This window comes from Bacillus sp. FSL W8-0223 (assembly GCF_038006805.1).
GTDB classification, from domain to species: Bacteria; Bacillota; Bacilli; order Bacillales; family DSM-4216; genus Bacillus_O; species Bacillus_O smithii.
The window spans coordinates 2,205,692-2,221,425 of sequence record NZ_JBBOVX010000001.1 but is presented as its reverse complement, the minus strand read 5'-3'; the positions used below and the strand labels follow the sequence as shown (position 1 = coordinate 2,221,425).

General features: G+C 40.8%; 18 protein-coding genes. 14 read left to right on the top strand and 4 right to left on the bottom strand.

Annotated elements, in window-relative coordinates:
- Nucleotides 1-2: 2 nt before the first annotated feature.
- Both sspL and NST81_RS10750 read right to left on the bottom strand, forming a co-directional pair.
- Entirely contained in the window at nt 3-140 is a 138-nt protein-coding gene (sspL, locus tag NST81_RS10755; protein ID WP_003355074.1) for a small, acid-soluble spore protein L, read from the bottom strand.
- Nucleotides 141-716: 576 nt separating this feature from the next.
- Nucleotides 717-1,634, bottom strand: coding sequence for a DMT family transporter (locus NST81_RS10750; protein WP_244878001.1), 918 nt, complete (start codon nt 1,632-1,634; stop codon nt 717-719).
- 461 nt (nt 1,635-2,095) lie between these two features.
- Here NST81_RS10750 and NST81_RS10745 point away from each other — a divergent pair, with 461 nt between their 5' ends.
- Both NST81_RS10745 and NST81_RS10740 read left to right on the top strand, forming a co-directional pair.
- Nucleotides 2,096-2,749 carry a reverse transcriptase-like protein gene (locus NST81_RS10745; protein WP_341029846.1) on the top strand — a complete coding sequence of 218 codons (654 nt, stop codon included), beginning with the start codon at nt 2,096-2,098 and terminating at the stop codon, nt 2,747-2,749.
- A gap of 40 nt (nt 2,750-2,789) precedes the next feature.
- Nucleotides 2,790-2,963 (top strand): zinc-finger domain-containing protein, encoded by a 174-nt coding sequence (locus NST81_RS10740; RefSeq protein ID WP_081473103.1) that lies wholly within the window; start codon nt 2,790-2,792, stop codon nt 2,961-2,963.
- 848 nt (nt 2,964-3,811) lie between these two features.
- On the opposite strand, the gene cspD is transcribed toward NST81_RS10740, so the two are convergent.
- Nucleotides 3,812-4,012: a cold-shock protein CspD gene (gene cspD / locus NST81_RS10735; protein WP_003355070.1), complete on the bottom strand. Its 201-nt coding sequence runs from the start codon at nt 4,010-4,012 to the stop codon at nt 3,812-3,814.
- Nucleotides 4,013-4,301: 289 nt separating this feature from the next.
- Here cspD and mntR point away from each other — a divergent pair, with 289 nt between their 5' ends.
- Nucleotides 4,302-4,727, top strand: coding sequence for a transcriptional regulator MntR (mntR, locus tag NST81_RS10730; protein ID WP_048623526.1), 426 nt, complete (start codon nt 4,302-4,304; stop codon nt 4,725-4,727).
- Nucleotides 4,728-4,812: 85 nt separating this feature from the next.
- Here the strand turns inward: mntR and NST81_RS10725 are convergent, their stop codons facing one another.
- Entirely contained in the window at nt 4,813-5,031 is a 219-nt protein-coding gene (locus tag NST81_RS10725; protein WP_341029845.1) for a DUF3892 domain-containing protein, read from the bottom strand.
- 129 nt (nt 5,032-5,160) lie between these two features.
- On the opposite strand from NST81_RS10725, the gene NST81_RS10720 reads away from it, so the two are divergent.
- The 11 genes from NST81_RS10720 (at nt 5,161) to NST81_RS10670 (ending at nt 15,640) form a co-directional block, all read left to right on the top strand.
- The gene (locus NST81_RS10720) at nt 5,161-5,841 is read left to right on the top strand and encodes a class I SAM-dependent methyltransferase (protein WP_327805275.1); all 681 of its coding nucleotides are present in this window, start codon (nt 5,161-5,163) and stop codon (nt 5,839-5,841) included.
- Between the two features lie 59 nt (nt 5,842-5,900).
- On the top strand, nt 5,901-7,589 hold the full coding sequence (locus NST81_RS10715; protein WP_003355066.1) for a formate--tetrahydrofolate ligase: 1,689 nt from the start codon (nt 5,901-5,903) through the stop codon (nt 7,587-7,589).
- 57 nt (nt 7,590-7,646) lie between these two features.
- A complete protein-coding gene (locus tag NST81_RS10710) occupies nt 7,647-8,132 on the top strand; it encodes a hypothetical protein (protein ID WP_003355065.1) in 486 nt (161 codons plus the stop codon).
- 379 nt (nt 8,133-8,511) lie between these two features.
- Nucleotides 8,512-10,386, top strand: a complete 1,875-nt coding sequence (locus NST81_RS10705; protein ID WP_341030488.1) for an ABC-F family ATP-binding cassette domain-containing protein — start codon at nt 8,512-8,514, stop codon at nt 10,384-10,386.
- Nucleotides 10,387-10,472: 86 nt separating this feature from the next.
- A complete protein-coding gene (locus NST81_RS10700; protein ID WP_341029842.1) occupies nt 10,473-11,615 on the top strand; it encodes a conserved virulence factor C family protein in 1,143 nt (380 codons plus the stop codon).
- Nucleotides 11,612-12,049, top strand: a complete 438-nt coding sequence (locus tag NST81_RS10695) for a BrxA/BrxB family bacilliredoxin (protein WP_003355062.1) — start codon at nt 11,612-11,614, stop codon at nt 12,047-12,049. The genes NST81_RS10700 and NST81_RS10695 overlap by 4 nt, the downstream gene beginning before the upstream one ends.
- 178 nt (nt 12,050-12,227) lie before the next feature.
- Nucleotides 12,228-12,977, top strand: coding sequence for a TerC family protein (locus tag NST81_RS10690; protein WP_048623522.1), 750 nt, complete (start codon nt 12,228-12,230; stop codon nt 12,975-12,977).
- 74 nt (nt 12,978-13,051) lie between these two features.
- Complete coding sequence (locus NST81_RS10685; protein ID WP_003355060.1) at nt 13,052-13,282, top strand: excisionase family DNA-binding protein; 231 nt, start codon at nt 13,052-13,054, stop codon at nt 13,280-13,282.
- A 136-nt stretch (nt 13,283-13,418) separates the two neighbouring features.
- A complete protein-coding gene (locus NST81_RS10680; RefSeq protein ID WP_048624473.1) occupies nt 13,419-14,150 on the top strand; it encodes an anthrax toxin lethal factor-related metalloendopeptidase in 732 nt (243 codons plus the stop codon).
- Between the two features lie 216 nt (nt 14,151-14,366).
- Nucleotides 14,367-15,161, top strand: coding sequence for a thymidylate synthase (locus tag NST81_RS10675; protein WP_048624472.1), 795 nt, complete (start codon nt 14,367-14,369; stop codon nt 15,159-15,161).
- On the top strand, nt 15,158-15,640 hold the full coding sequence (locus NST81_RS10670) for a dihydrofolate reductase (protein ID WP_341029839.1): 483 nt from the start codon (nt 15,158-15,160) through the stop codon (nt 15,638-15,640). Before NST81_RS10675 ends, NST81_RS10670 begins: the two co-directional genes overlap by 4 nt.
- The last annotated feature ends 94 nt before the right edge of the window (nt 15,641-15,734 follow it).

The window sequence follows — 15,734 nt, the reverse complement described above, 5'->3', positions numbered from 1 at the left end:
GGCTATTTTTTATTCGATTTTTTGGCTGCATTTTCCAATCGGCTTTTAGGATCGGGAGTAAAATCGGCATCTTGGCCATAGCCTTGCGGATTAACGCCTGGTGCTTTTGTTCCTCTTCCTCGGTTTCTGTTTTTGCTCATGATGGTCACCTCCATCTTTACTTTCTCTGGAGGGAGTTCATTTTATGCAAAGCAGCCGCTCTATCTGAAAAGAAAAGCAGGCCAGTGAATAGGGGAAACGGAGTGTTGATGATTTTTTATACTTATCAAGATACGACGAGCAGAAACGTCTTTTTTTCACTACAGCCTCTTAATCGCATAAATGGTTCTGAAATGTTCATCTGGATGCGAAGGAATGCAATAGGAGTCTATTTGAGTAGACTCTCTCGTTATCTCAAGTTCAATCTCGATCTAATCCTGTTGGAATAACCTGTACAGGATTTTCAACCTGATAGAATGGTAGGAAACCATTTTTTGTTGTTTGAAAACTTATACACTTGGGAGGGATGTTTCTTATTATTAAAAGTTATGAAACTGGTGTTTTGTCGCACATGAACTCCCAAAAGGACAAACGAAGAGATTTGATTTGACTGTTGTTCCTTTTCAACAGTTTCGTGAAAGTTCTTTTCTCTATTCATTTCTAGAAGTCTAAGAAAATGATTGCTTTCCGATTGGATTAAGTGATTGCCAAAGATTAGCTTCTTTCTTTTGGTTTATTTAACCGGCCTTTTTCCGGAAAAAATACTGAAAAATAGGCACTTCTGATATCACCATACTTAGAAAAATCAATAAAGAACCGGTCACTCCTGACCATGACAGCCGTTCACCGATCCAAAAATAGGCGGTCAGGACTCCAAATACAGGTTCCATTGACAAGATGAAAGCCACCTTTGGCGGGGACGTATATTTTTGGGCGTATGTTTGAATAAAAAAAGCAGCGTCCGTTGCCAACAAGGAAGTCATCAGTAACGGATAAAAAACAGAAGGTTTTATAAGAACAGAAAGTTGAAAAGTTGTTTGCCAATTCTCCAACAGGAAGGATCCAATGAAACTAAGAATGGATACGGTGAAAAATTGGACGGTCGTTAACATCAGCACGGAAGCTTTATGGGTAAATTTTCCTGTCAATACGATATGAAATGCGAACGCAATGGCGCAAAATAAACTGAGAACATCCCCTTTATTCCAGCTACCTCCATCACCTGCCGAAGTAAGTAAATAAAGACCTAAAGCCGCTGTAAACGAGCCTACGATGGCAGAAAAAGAAGGTTTTATTTTCAAAAGAACGAAAGCCAAAAACTGAACAAAAACAACATACAATCCAGTGATAAAACTCGATTTGGCAACAGTGGTGTACAATAGCCCGACCGTTTGGAAAGCATATCCAATAAACAAGCATAATCCAAGTACACTTCCATAGCCGATCGCATTGAAAGAAAAGGTTTTTTGATCTTTTCGAAGCACGACAATGAGAAACATGACAAGCCCGGCCAAACCAAACCTTACACCATTAAAGAAGAGTGGCGGCAAAAAGTCAATTGCGTTTTGAATCATCACAAATGTTGAGCCCCATACAAGTGCAACTATGAATAATGAAATATCAGAAAGCCATTTCATCATACTGTCTCCTTTCATGAAACGGAACCTCCGGCAAGAAATACACGTATACGAAAGTGGTGAAATCAATTCTCAAGGAATTCGTTCTTTAAAATCAGCTCAATCGAACATTCAAGTGCTCAAACAAACTCAAAAGCGATGACATTTTTTGATTTCCGTTGCCAGAAAGAATGCTAAGAAATCGAATCTGACATAAAATAAAACAAATGGAAAATCAGATTGAAATGTGCAATCATCATTAAAACGGAAAGTCCCTTGAAACATTTTTAAACAATAGGAAAATATATAAATATGTAAGTTGGTTGTATAAAGAAAAAGAAGCAGTCTCTCCAACAGAACGGCGAGAATGCTTTTGATCAGTTCGACTAACCATCAATGGGAACGATCTCCATTGATGAAAGTTTCACTTTATAAAATGATCATAAAATTCATTATACTAAACAAAAAGACATGTGCAAAGATAGGAACAGGTGAACAAGATGAAAATGAAAATAAAATGGCTATACAGCCAAAAGAAAATCCAGGAAATATGGTTTGAATCAGACTGGATGGAGAAAGAAAAAGTTCTGCCGCTGATCCAAGATTTAGAAAAGACCGGAAGATTGAAGCAAGTAGTTGTCATCGACGAGTTGCAAAATCAGTGGTCCAAAAAAGAATATATAAAATTAAACGAAAAGCTGGAGGAAGAGCCGGTTGATATCACGGTGTATTTTGACGGAGGATTTGACCGTAACACATTTACAGCAGGCACTGGTATCGTTATTTATTACACAAAAAGTGGGGTGCCCTACAGGATAAGAGCCAACCATAAGCTAGATGAACTAGAATCCAATAATGAAGCGGAATATGCAGCTTTATATCAAGCCATGCAAATGCTGGAAGAACTAGGGGTCAAAAATACGGTATGCACCATTTCCGGCGATTCATTAGGGGTATTAAAACAGCTGTCCGGGGAGTGGCCGTGCTTTGAAGAAAATCTAAATAAATGGCTGGACAGGATTGAAGCGAAAATCAACGAACTGCAAATAAAGCCTCTTTACAAAGAGGTGGATAGAAAGCAAAATAAAGAAGCGGACAAATTAGCGAGCCAAGCGCTGAAAGGAATTACAATAAACAGTCATTCGAAATTATGATGATAAATAAAATCGTTCAGTACGAAGGGTGTTGACTCAATTGGATAGGAAACAGTTGTTGGAAGAGGTGGATGAATTACTACAAACATATTGTCGAGGATGTTTAGTGAAATCCACGTTGCGAAAAGAATATGGGAAAACAAGGGCTCACCGATTTTGTATTCGTGAATGTACAGTAGGAGAAAAACTTAAAGAATACGGACGGCGACTTTAAGATGGAGAGAAAGATGTTGAGGAGCTGTCCGCATGCGAAGAATTTCGTTTCTGTTTTTCCATGTTGAATCCGTTCATCAGTAAATCGCAGTAATCGAATCGCAATCTTGAAGATGTTTCATTCATTCTTTCAAGAATCGAGTAGGAGGGAGCGATTAACTCCCGTCCTCTCACACCACCGTACGTACGGTTCCGTATACGGCGGTTCAATTAAGATAATTGACGCAAGTCTTTATAACTTCCGTGAATAGCTGTTCTCTTTATGCCAGTGGTCACTCCACCCTCCAAGAGGTCTCCCACGGGATTCACCGCTTCCTCCCTCAAGTGAGGTACTACGTTTTCTGTGTTCATCATGACTCACTGAATACCAAGGGCTATTCTCTCTTAATTGTTCGGTCCTTCTTAGTTGTTCTAGACCAACTAATACTATGACCTCTGCTGACTTCTGACGGTTCAGCTACTTATCACTAAGTAGGTTATGAAGAGTACTTCACATATCCGCCAGACCTCCCCGGGTAAGTACATGCACTTTCACACCATCTATCCGCCTCATTTACTCGATATGACCTTCGACAGAAAGAGCTTTGTTTTGTTATGCAAACTCACTCAATCATACCTAGCCTTATATGAGGTTCGTGTTCCTCGGACCGGTGTTTTGCCTCCAGCTTCCTTCAGATTCCGCGTCACCACGGACACCCTTGCTCTTGGCTAACCTCTACTTCTGTCTTCGGGGTTCGGGACTTACACCCTATAGTTCATGTACATGCCGGGCGCACATCAAAAAAAGCTGGCGGAAAACCGCCAGCTTTTCATATTCACAATGGTCAAAAAGAAACCAAAATCGCGAAATTAAAGTTTTACAACATTAGCAGCTTGTGGTCCGCGGTTACCTTCAACGATTTCGAAAGAAACTGCTTGACCTTCTTCAAGTGATTTGTAACCGTCACCTTGAATAGCTGTGAAATGAACGAATACGTCGTCTCCGCCTTCAACTTCAATAAACCCATAGCCTTTTTCATTGTTAAACCATTTTACTTTACCGTTTTGCATATTATTAAATCCTCCTAAACTTTCCAAGCACATCGTGCTCAATCAAAATATTTATCAAATAACAAAATACTTCACGGCTTCCTATAGTTTGAAAGGCGGAACATATTCTGTTAATTGATAACACCAATATACAACATAAGAAGAGAGAAGTCAAGATAAGAACAGGCCTTTTAGAAAAATTTCTCTTCTCAAAGAAAGAATTCAATGATATATTTTTATTTTTGTTCATTCTTATGATAATATTCAATTGGTAGTACACTTTCCTTATCGGAAGAATTGGAGGTAGAACATGCCAACGCCGAGCATGGAGGATTACATAGAACAAATTTACTTGTTAATTGAAAATAAAGGGTATGCAAGGGTTTCGGATATCGCCGAAGCTTTGTCTGTGCACCCATCTTCTGTGACCAAAATGGTTCAGAAGTTAGATAAAGATGAATATTTGGTATATGAGAAATATCGAGGTCTTGTCCTTACTCCAAAAGGGAAAAAAATCGGGAAGAGGCTTGTCGATCGTCATGATCTGTTGGAATCGTTTTTAAGAACGATTGGTGTAAAAGAAGAGAATATTTATAACGATGTGGAAGGAATTGAGCACCATTTGAGTTGGGACTCCATTAACCGCATTGCCGATTTGCTGCAATTTTTTGAAGAAACTCCCGAACGGATTGAATCGCTTCGCATGATTCAGATGAAAAATGAAGAAGAAATGTAAAGCGCTTCCTGAGTATGGACCCGGGAAGTTTTTTTATGCAGCACCTATCGGTTTCAACATAAGAAAAATTAGGAAAAACCGTCCTTTAATAAATGGAAGGGAAATCAGAAAAGTAGATGTCCTCGGACATTTTATTCAATAAAATTCGGTTACCGTCTTTGTTCCATTGGATTTCGGTGCCGCCCAACATCCCAGCTTCTGCTTCTATCAAGGCTTTTTGGTAGGAAATGATCCTTCCTTTGGAGGTCTGAACACTAATTATGCCTCCTGTAGAGTTTCTTTGGACAGCAACAATATATTCCATTGTTACCCCTCTTTCTTTGTAGAATCTATTGTCTATCATGTCCTTGGAAACGGATTTTTACTAATAAATTTTTATTGTTTCGAATACACCGTTCGATTATGATTATGGTAAAAACAGGCGGTGGTTCTTTTGAAATCAAACGAGTGGACGGACTATGCGAAGGATCAATGGAATCAGAATGCGCAAAATTGGCATGCTAGAAGTAAGAATATGTGGGAAAAAGGCAGCCGAAAAGAAATATTGCCATTTTTACAAAGCGCTTTGCCAATTGGAAAAAAGATTTGCGATTTAGGGTGTGGCGACGGTTATGCCGCATTAAAATTGGCTGAAGCCGGTTATCTGGTGACGGGTATTGATCTTTCTGAACAAATGATCAGCATCGCAAAGTCTTATCAGCATCCGAACGTCCGATTTTTAGTTGGAGATCTTTCAAATGTGCCGATTCCCGATCACTCACAGGACGGGGTGCTGGCGATCAATTCTATTGAATGGACGGAGTCTCCTTTGGACGTAATACGTGAAATAGGAAGGATTTTAATACCGAAAGGAATCGCCTGTATAGGGATTTTGGGCCCAACCGCCGGTCCGAGGGAAAATGCATACCCTAGATTGTTGGGGGAAAAAGTGATGATGAATACAATGATGCCATGGGAATTTAGCAAATTAGCATCTGAGCATGGTTTTATAACATTAAAGGAACTCCATGTTCCGAAAAGGGAAACGGACAGAACCATATTATCCACTCTCCCCGACCCATTAAAACAGGCGATTTCTTTTATGACTGTCTTTTTGCTGCAGAAGGTGAATTGAGCACCTTTGCCAAAGGCCTTTGAAATGACAGACTTTCATTCACAATGGGGGAAAGAAAAATGGGTATACATACGAAAGTAAAGACCGATATCGAGATCGCCCAAGAGGCGGAGCTCAAGCCGATAAAAGAAGTCGCGAAATCGATTGGTTTGGAAGAAGAAGATTTAGAATTTTATGGGAAATATAAAGCGAAGTTGTCCTATGAAACGTTAAAGCGATTGAATACAAAACCAAACGGAAAACTGATTCTCGTTACTTCCATTAATCCGACTCCTGCGGGTGAAGGGAAATCGACGGTCACTGTTGGCTTGGGAGACGCTCTCTCGCAATTAGGCAAGAAAACGATGATTGCGTTGAGGGAACCTTCGCTAGGTCCGACGATGGGAATAAAAGGTGGAGCGGCAGGCGGGGGATATGCCCAAGTCATGCCAATGGAAGATATTAACTTGCATTTTACCGGGGACATCCATGCCATTACGACAGCGAATAATGCCTTGGCCGCTCTATTAGATAATCATATTCATCAAGGAAATGAGTTGAGAATCGACCCAAGACGGATTGTTTGGAAACGATCATTGGATTTGAACGACCGTGCGCTAAGAAAAATCGTGGTTGGATTAGGCGGTCCTTCACAGGGAGTGCCGCGCGAAGATGGCTTTGACATTACCGTTGCTTCTGAAATCATGGCGGTCCTTTGTCTCGCGACCGATTTACAGGATTTAAAAAGAAGGCTGTCGCAAATGGTAGTCGCCTACAATTACGATAAAGAGCCCGTAACCGCTGGCGATCTTGGGGCTGAAGGGGCCCTTACCCTATTGTTAAAAGATGCTCTGAAGCCGAACTTAGTCCAAACGATCGAGCATACACCTGCGCTGGTTCATGGCGGTCCTTTCGCCAATATTGCCCACGGCTGCAATAGTGTAATGGCCACAAAAGCTGCGTTGAAACTTGCGGACGTGGTCGTGACAGAAGCAGGATTTGGTGCTGATTTGGGAGCTGAAAAATTTCTCAATATCAAAACGCGCGCTGCCGGATTTCAACCGGATGCCGTCGTGATTGTCGCGACAATCCGTGCCTTGAAAATGCACGGCGGACAAGGAAAAAGCGAATTAAATCAAGAAAACCTGTCCGCTTTAAGAAAAGGCATCGCGAATTTGCAAAAACATATTGAATCCATCCAGCAATTTGACCTGCCTCTTGTCGTAGCGGTGAATCGGTTTATAACGGATACGGAAAACGAAATCAATGAACTTTTTCAATGGTGTGCCGAAAAACAAATCCCTGTGGCCTTAACGGAAGTGTGGGAAAAAGGCGGAAAAGGAGGCTTGGATTTGGCGGAAAAAGTGTTAAAAGTGATCGAGCAGTCCAATCATTCTTTCCGTCCTCTGTACTCCCTTGAACAAAGCTTGGAAGAAAAAATCTTGGCCATTGTTCAATCGATTTATGGCGGAAAAGGGGTTGAGTTTTCGGCAAAAGCTCGCAAACAATTGAAAGAGTTTGAAGAGAATGGTTGGAGTGGTTTGCCGATTTGCATGGCTAAAACTCAATACTCTTTATCGGATGATCCTGAAAAATTAGGTCGTCCAAGAGACTTTGTCATCCACGTACGGGAGCTGCTGCCAAAATTAGGTGCTGGTTTTATCGTCGCGCTGACAGGAGACGTGTTGACCATGCCCGGCCTTCCCAAACATCCTGCTGCCAATCAAATGGATGTCGATGAACAAGGAAGAGCGATCGGTTTATTTTAACAGAAAGAGCCTATTGGGTTCTTTCTTTTACTGTTTGCGTGAAAAAGAGGTGAGGGCATGTTTGATCCAACGGCTTTTGACAATATGAAAGTAGTGGCGGAAGGATTGTTCTATGATTTGGATTTAAATGGAGTCATCTCCATAAAAGAGAGAAATGATATTATAGACTTAGCTCGGCTTTCGAGAAAATATTCGCTTTCCTTTTCATTAAAGGAGCGCTCGAATATTCTTGCCACCTTCCGACTTTATGCCCGTTTGGAACAGTTGTCCGCTGAATTGCTTGCCAACGGGGCTGCCGAACAACGCGGAGCATTCCTTGAAGTGGTTTATTCCGGAAGTGAGCAAGACGTGACGAAAGAAAGAATCCGTAAATGGAAAGCAGCATGGGGACAACCAAGAATGTTCGAAACAAGAAACATTGATTCTTCTTTGTCGGGAAAATCGTGTGAATTAGTGGTCCGTTTTGAACGATTAATTACGGAAGACATGATGGACGATTTGCAACAACTGATCGAATTTTTTGTTGCGACTCTTCAAGATTGATATCACGACAATGGATTCCTTTTGGATTTCGAAATTTGATTAAAATGTCCATTGAGAATCATTCACTCGTGTTTATTCATCAAGAAAGTCGTTCAACCGGACGGATTACTGCATGTATAATCGTTCTTTTCCGTGAAAGGATTCTGTCATTTCAAAGAATAGCGGCAAAAATGTTTGTTTTTTACGTTTCATATAAATGGTTTCTGTTTACAGGCCGGAGCATTCCTCGCCGCCAAATTGGGGATTGTCGCAAACGATAGAATCATTTTCTTAAAGGCTATCGTTACGTTCAGATGAAAGGAGGAAGTATAGGAGAAAATTTGGCGAACGCTTCTGCCAACCCTCCCCTTTCGCTGTGGAGGGCTCCTGTACGTTGAATATGAAAATTTTATCCGTTGAACATTTGTCTAAATCATATGGGGATAAAGTATTGTTTCAAGATATTTCATTTACCATCGGTGAAAAAGAACGGATCGGGTTAATCGGGGTGAACGGCACAGGAAAATCGACGTTATTGAAAATTGTCGCAGGAAAGGACGTTGCGGATGAAGGGGAGATATCCGCACCGAATGATTATTCTATTGCGTATCTTCCTCAAGAACCGGAACTAATAGGAGATCGAACCGTTTTAGATCAAATTTTCCAAAGTGAAGCCGAGGTGATCCGTCTCTTAAAAGAATATGAAGCAACCGTGTCGCTGCTAGAAAAATATCCGCAAAAGATGGAATTAACGGAAAAATTGTTTGAACTACAAAAAAAGATGGATGCACTGAACGCTTGGGAAGCAAACATGAATGCCAAAACGATTTTAACGAAGTTGGGGATCGATCATTTTGATCAAAAAATTGCTACTTTGTCCGGAGGGCAAAAGAAACGGGTTGCCCTGGCGCAAGTATTGATTGAAACACCTGATTTGCTGATCTTGGACGAACCAACGAACCATCTTGATTTTGAAACGATTCAATGGCTTCAAGATTTTTTGAACAAATATCCGAAATCTGTTTTCTTTGTTACACATGATCGCTATTTTCTCGATGCGACTGCCAATCGAATGTTTGAATTGGCAAACGGAAACATTTTTCTTTATAAAGGAAATTACCAAGATTATCTGGAAGCGAAAGCGGTGCGTGAAGAACAGGAAGAATCTCTGGAGAAAAAACGCCGCAATTTGTACAGAAGAGAATTGGCGTGGATAAAACGAGGGGCTAAAGCACGATCCACAAAACAAAAGGCACGGATTGAACGCTTTGAAAAGCTCGAAGAAAAAGTGGAAAATCGCGTCAAAAAAGAGCAGCTCGATATTCAATTGAAAGGAAGCCGCCTCGGGAAACAAGTGTTTGAATTAAAACATGCTTCTAAAGCTTTCGGCGACAAGGTCATATTGAAAAATTTTGATTGGATTGTGAAGCCGCATGACCGCATCGGGATTGTCGGACGAAACGGGAGCGGCAAATCTACCTTCTTAAATATTTTGGCTGGGAAAATTCCTTTGGATGAAGGAGAATTGGTGACTGGATCAACCGTTAAAATCGCTTTTTACACACAAGAGCGTACCGACATGGATGAAAATAAGCGGATCATCGCTTATGTTCGAGAAGAAGCAGAAGTGATTGAAACAAAAAGCGGTGAACGCATTTCAGCCGCCCAAATGCTGGAAAGATTTCTTTTTCCGATGAACACGCATGGAACGCCGATTCGAAAGCTGTCCGGAGGCGAGAAGCGGCGGCTTTATTTATTAAAACTGTTAATGTCACAGCCCAATGTGCTGTTTTTAGACGAACCAACGAATGATCTTGATACGGAAACTTTAACGGTGTTGGAAGATTATTTGGAGGATTTTCCCGGCGTGGTCATAACGGTCTCCCATGATCGCTATTTTTTGGATAAAACGGCCAAAGAGCTGCTCGTTTTTGAAGGAGAGGGGAACATACGTCACTATTACGGATCTTACAGTGACTATTTGAACGAGCAGGAGGCAGCGAAAAAACCTTCTCCACCGTTGAAAGAGGAACGTAAACCTAAAGCAGCAAAATCCGAAAAGAAAAGAATGACGTATTTAGAAAAAAAAGAATGGGAGGAAATTGAAGACAAAATTGAGGATACAGAAAACAAGATCAAAGAGTTGCAACAACAACTAGAAACAACCGGAAGCGATTTTGAAAAGGCACAGTCGATCATGGAGGAACTAAATCAATTAAACGAACAGCTCGAATTTTTGATTGAACGGTGGAGCTATCTTTCGGAATTAGCCTAATAGACAAATCATTCATTGGTTGTCTCTCGTTTATGATACAATGGCATTGTTACGAATTTTCCGGTTCGATGAGGGGAGGAAGAAACTTGAAAATTGTGGCAATAGAACCTACGCCTAGCCCTAATACAATGAAAATTATATTGGATGAGGAACTTCCCTCGGGGAAAAGCCATAATTACAAGAAAGAGCAAAGTAGTGATGCGCCCCCAGTCATCGCTGACATATTAAAGATAGATGGGGTAAAAGGCGTTTATCACGTGGCAGATTTCTTGGCAGTGGAACGAAATGGAAAATATGATTGGCAAGAAATTTTGCCGAAAGTACGACGCGTATTTGGCGAAGAAGTGGAAACCAAGCCCGAAAAGAGAACGGCCAATGAACATTTTGGGGAAGTAAAAGTATCGGTTCAAATGTTTAAAGGTATTCCATTGCAGATTAAATTAAATGACGGTCAAGAAGAAAAACGATTTGGACTGCCTCAGGAATTCCTTAAAGCTTTTGAAGCTGCTCAGCAAGATGGCGACAATTTTGTTCTGCAGCGTACTTGGAAAGATTACGGTGTTCGGTATGGGGATATGGATGAAATTGGAAAAAGTATGATAGAAGAAATCACCGCACTTTACACCCGGGAAAGGCTGGATGCGCTCGTTGATCGCGCCCGACAAGGAGAACGTCAAAGTGAGTATAAGCCAGAACGGGTCAAGTTGACACCCGAGATGTTGGATGAATCGGACTGGCGGAAGCGGTATCAGCTGTTGGAACGAATGGAAGATCCTACATTGGACGATTTGCCCTTGCTTGAAAAAGCGATGAACGATGATAAAGTAGCCATTCGCAGACTTGCAGTGGTCTATGTAGGCATGATCAAAGATAAAAAAGTATTGCCGCTTTTGTATAAAGCGTTAAAAGATCCGGTGGTGGCCGTTCGCCGAACAGCAGGAGATTGTTTATCCGACCTTGGATTTAAAGAAGCAATCCCTGCAATGTGTGAAGCTCTGAAGGATAAAAGCAAAATCGTCCGATGGCGTGCCGCCATGTATTTATATGAAGTCGGAGATGAAACGGCCCTTCCGGCATTAAAAGCGGCGGAAAATGATCCGGAGTTTGAAGTGCAAATGCAGATTAAAATGGCAATCGAACGAATAGAAGGTGGACAAGAGGGAAAAGGTTCTGTTTGGAAACAAATGACCGAAGCCCGAAAAAATGAAAAATCGGAGGAAAAGAAATGACGAATGCTTATGAAGAATATATGAAACAATTAGTGAAGCCGATGAGACAGGAATTGGTGGACGCCGGTTTTCAAGAGTTGATCACACCGGAAGAAGTCGTTCATTTCATGGACCAAGCAGAAGGAACGACACTAGTATTTGTCAATTCTATGTGCGGCTGCGCTGCGGGGCTTGCTCGTCCTGCAGCCGTTAAGGCGATCGCAGAATCAGAGAAAAAGCCGGATCATTTGGTGACGGTTTTTGCTGGACAAGATCGGGAAGCTACGGCCAAAATGCGGGAATATTTTACAGGCTATGAGCCTTCATCGCCGTCCATGGCCATATTAAAAGGCAAAGAAGTTGTTCACTTTATTCCGAGGGAAGATATCGAATACCATGAGGTTGAAGACATCGTTACCAATTTAACGAATGCCCTTCATCAGTTTTGCGATTAATGGAGAAAGGATGTCGAATAGGCATCCTTTTTCACTTACTAACCTTTCAGGATATTTGTCTTTTCCGATTAGAATATAGGTGAGTGAATTTTTTTATTACGGAAAAATCAAATGAACGCAATAGATGATAGGGATGAAAACATCCTAACCCATCATTGTTTATTACAGGAGGCTCTTCATGTCAGAGATAATTCAAGACATCACAAAGACTTATGCACAATTTTTTGAATGGGACATGTGGATGGAAGTGTTAACGGATCCCGTAAGCTGGGGACTGATCGGTACTCTCGTTGTTTTAGAGGGGCTTCTCTCTTCCGACAACGCTTTAGTATTAGCGGTGATGGTTCGCCATCTTCCCGGTGCCCAAAGAAGAAAAGCGCTGTTTTACGGACTGATTGGTGCATATCTTTTAAGATTTATTGCCATTGGGATCGGTGTTTATTTAATTAAGCTATGGTGGATTAAAGTACTTGGAGCACTTTATCTTGCCTGGTTGTCTATCCATTACTTTGTCGATAAGAGTATGGGCGAAAAAGTGGATCAAGAGGTTACCGGGATCAAGAAAAATGGCTTATTAATCAAGTTGTTCGGGCCATTTTGGGGTACAGTAGCGGCCGTGGAGATGATGGATGCGGCTTTTTCTGTTGACAGCATCTTGGCAGCTTTCGGAATCAGTGAAAAAGTATGGGTCCTGTTGATTGGCGGAATGTTGGGAGTTCTGATGATGAGAGGAGTCGCCGGGTTGTTTTTGCGGCTCATTGATCGTATTCCAGAACTGGAAACTACCGCTTACGTCATCATTGTTTTTATATCCATAAAAATGCTCTTAAGTGTTTTCCATATTGAAATTGAGCATGTTTATTTCTTCGCATTTATACTCCTATGTTTTATATTGACCTTTGCAACCCATATATTAAGAAAGAAATGATGGAACGAAATACCCTTTTGTCAGTGTGGTACAGAATGGGTGCATTAGAGAGATTGATAGAAAGAGGCGAAAGGATGTATTTAACGATAAAAGAAACAGCGGATTATTTATCATTGCCGGAAAAGTATATTGAAAGCTTGATACTTCATAATAAAATCCGCGCTGTTTTTGACGGAGAACAGTATTTAATTTATAAAGATCAATTCAATACTCATTTAGAACAAATGGAAAAATTAAAAAAACAGTTGGAAGAATGGTACAATGAACCGATTCCGGAAGACTTGGATGTCAAAGATGAAGATTAGGTGATGGACGCGCGGTGAACTAGAAAAGAATAGGGGAAATCATCATAATATGGAAAAGGTTCAAGAAGTTGGCTTGCTCTTCGCTCTCTTATTCTATGATACAATGAATGTAGTTTAATAGGGGAGGGCGATGGCCATGAAACGTATCTTGATCATTTCTCTACTCTTTTTGCTACTGTCTGTGTGGCCGCTTCACCCGCATACAAATGCCTCTATTACAGGCATGTTTCTAAAAAATTCTCATCTAGTAAACAATATTAGCCTTCGTTCGAAACAGACATTGGGAGATATTGTCGTACTTCCTGAAAAAATCGGACAGCCCATAGATGCGGAGAAAATGATCCGACACTTGGATCATCTTCCTCCGACTCTATTAAAAAAAATAGATCAAGCAGGAATCAAGATTTATCTTTTTAATGGGAAATTAACTGATATTCCTACTGCTTCCTATTTAAAAGGAGAGAGTCCCCGCGGATATGCAAATCACAACGTGAAATGGGATAATGTCCCTGGAATAGGGGGATCGAAGTGGGTGCTCGCCAAAATTGGATGCAGCGAAAAAGGAAAAGGGCACGGTTCTGTTAGTTTGGAACTTCATGAACTCGGGCATTCGGTTGATCGCTATATTTACAACGATCCTTTCGGCGACCTGCGTTTCCATGCTATCTGGAAAAAAGAAGCCCCTGTTCTTTTTCCGCATCAATCTTATTTTATCGATTATCAGGAAGAATATTTTGCAGAAACGTTTGCTATGTATTATTTAAACAGCCAAACAAAGGCTTACTTGCGCCAACATGCACCAGAAACCTATCAATATTTCGTAGATATGGAAAAAAGCCATTTTTATGTTGCTGATATATCTGTTTGATCAACATGGTTTTGAAAAATTGGATAAAAAATTAAATAGCACATTCATTTGTCTCCCCACTGTGTGGGGATTTTTTTTATTAGGGACGGAGAAAAAAAGAAAAAACACTTTCGCTATCTAAGACAGACTCTCTGTGATATTATATGAAAAGTATTTTCTGATTAGACTCGCTTTTGGTACAATCAAATTGCAACAGGAAGAATCGAGGTGGAGTTCTTGAAACAATATTTAGAGTTAATTGAACATGTTTTAAACAATGGAATAAAGAAAGATGACCGGACAGGCACAGGTACCATTAGTACATTTGGCTATCAGATGAGAATTTCTCTGGAAGATGGTTTTCCTCTCTTGACAACGAAAAAGCTTCATTTAAAGTCCATTATTTATGAATTGCTTTGGTTTTTGCGGGGAGATACGAATGTTCGCTATTTGCAGGAGCATGGCGTAAGGATTTGGAATGAGTGGGCCGATGAAAATGGCGACCTTGGACCGATCTACGGTTATCAATGGCGTTCTTGGAGGGGTGCGGATGGCCAAACAGTGGATCAAATTTCTCAAGTGATCGAGCAAATTAAAACAAACCCTAATTCGAGACGATTGATCGTTAGTGCTTGGAACGCAGCAGAAATTGAGAAAATGGCCTTGCCTCCATGCCATGCTTTATTTCAGTTTTACGTGGCCGACGGTAAATTATCGTGTCAATTATACCAACGGTCGGCAGATGTTTTTCTTGGTGTTCCGTTTAATATTGCTTCTTACGCTCTTTTAACGATGATGATCGCTCATGTTTGCGGCTTAAAACCAGGCGAGTTCATTCATACTTTTGGAGACGTTCATATTTATTTAAACCATCTTGAACAAGTTAAGCTGCAATTAACACGCGAGCCGCGTCCGCTGCCGAAAATGATCCTAAATCCGGAAGTGAAAAATATTTTTGATTTCCAATATGAAGATTTTCGATTGGAAGGATATGATCCACATCCACATATTCCGGGTGTTGTGAGCGTATGATTTCGTTAATTGTAGCGATGGATGAAAACGGCGTCATTGGCAATGACAACCGATTGCCTTGGCGATTGCCTGAGGATTTGAAGTTTTTTAAGCGGACGACGATGGGACATGTGATTGTGATGGGGCGAAAGACGTTTGAATCGATTGGTAAGCCGCTGCCCGGGCGAAAAAATGTGGTGCTGACCAAAAACCGCAGTTTTCGGGCGGACAACTGCACGATTGTACATTCTCCGGAAGAAGTGCTGGCGATGAACGATCAGTACGGAGAAATTTTTATTATTGGAGGAGCCGAAATTTTTCGTATCTTCCTTCCTCATGCAAAACGAATGTATATAACAAAAATCCATCACCATATTGCTGGCGATACGTATTTTCCGGAAGTGAACTGGAGCGAGTGGCGGATTGAGGAAAAGAAAAAAGGAATAAAAGACGAACAAAATCCATATGATTATGAATTCCTTCTTTTTAGCCGATCTTAAACGATTTGCAGCGGTTTCTTCCGCTGCTTTTTTAATTTCTAAAAAATCGATCAAAAAAATCATTATTTTTATAAAATTTTTAAAATACTTGATT

Excerpts from the sequence above, each read along its gene's own strand:
- NST81_RS10745 (WP_341029846.1), top strand. The coding sequence starts at position 2,096 with ATGAAAATGAAAATAAAATGGCTATACAGCCAAAAGAAAATCCAGGAA.
- sspL (WP_003355074.1), bottom strand. The coding sequence starts at position 140 with ATGAGCAAAAACAGAAACCGAGGAAGAGGAACAAAAGCACCAGGCGTT.
- NST81_RS10680 (WP_048624473.1), top strand. The coding sequence starts at position 13,419 with ATGAAACGTATCTTGATCATTTCTCTACTCTTTTTGCTACTGTCTGTG.
- cspD (WP_003355070.1), bottom strand. The coding sequence starts at position 4,012 with ATGCAAAACGGTAAAGTAAAATGGTTTAACAATGAAAAAGGCTATGGG.
- NST81_RS10710 (WP_003355065.1), top strand. The coding sequence starts at position 7,647 with ATGTTTGATCCAACGGCTTTTGACAATATGAAAGTAGTGGCGGAAGGA.
- NST81_RS10690 (WP_048623522.1), top strand. The coding sequence starts at position 12,228 with ATGTCAGAGATAATTCAAGACATCACAAAGACTTATGCACAATTTTTT.
- NST81_RS10725 (WP_341029845.1), bottom strand. The coding sequence starts at position 5,031 with ATGGAATATATTGTTGCTGTCCAAAGAAACTCTACAGGAGGCATAATT.
- NST81_RS10715 (WP_003355066.1), top strand. The coding sequence starts at position 5,901 with ATGGGTATACATACGAAAGTAAAGACCGATATCGAGATCGCCCAAGAG.
- NST81_RS10685 (WP_003355060.1), top strand. The coding sequence starts at position 13,052 with ATGTATTTAACGATAAAAGAAACAGCGGATTATTTATCATTGCCGGAA.
- NST81_RS10695 (WP_003355062.1), top strand. The coding sequence starts at position 11,612 with ATGACGAATGCTTATGAAGAATATATGAAACAATTAGTGAAGCCGATG.
- NST81_RS10750 (WP_244878001.1), bottom strand. The coding sequence starts at position 1,634 with ATGAAAGGAGACAGTATGATGAAATGGCTTTCTGATATTTCATTATTC.
- NST81_RS10670 (WP_341029839.1), top strand. The coding sequence starts at position 15,158 with ATGATTTCGTTAATTGTAGCGATGGATGAAAACGGCGTCATTGGCAAT.
- mntR (WP_048623526.1), top strand. The coding sequence starts at position 4,302 with ATGCCAACGCCGAGCATGGAGGATTACATAGAACAAATTTACTTGTTA.
- NST81_RS10705 (WP_341030488.1), top strand. The coding sequence starts at position 8,512 with ATGAAAATTTTATCCGTTGAACATTTGTCTAAATCATATGGGGATAAA.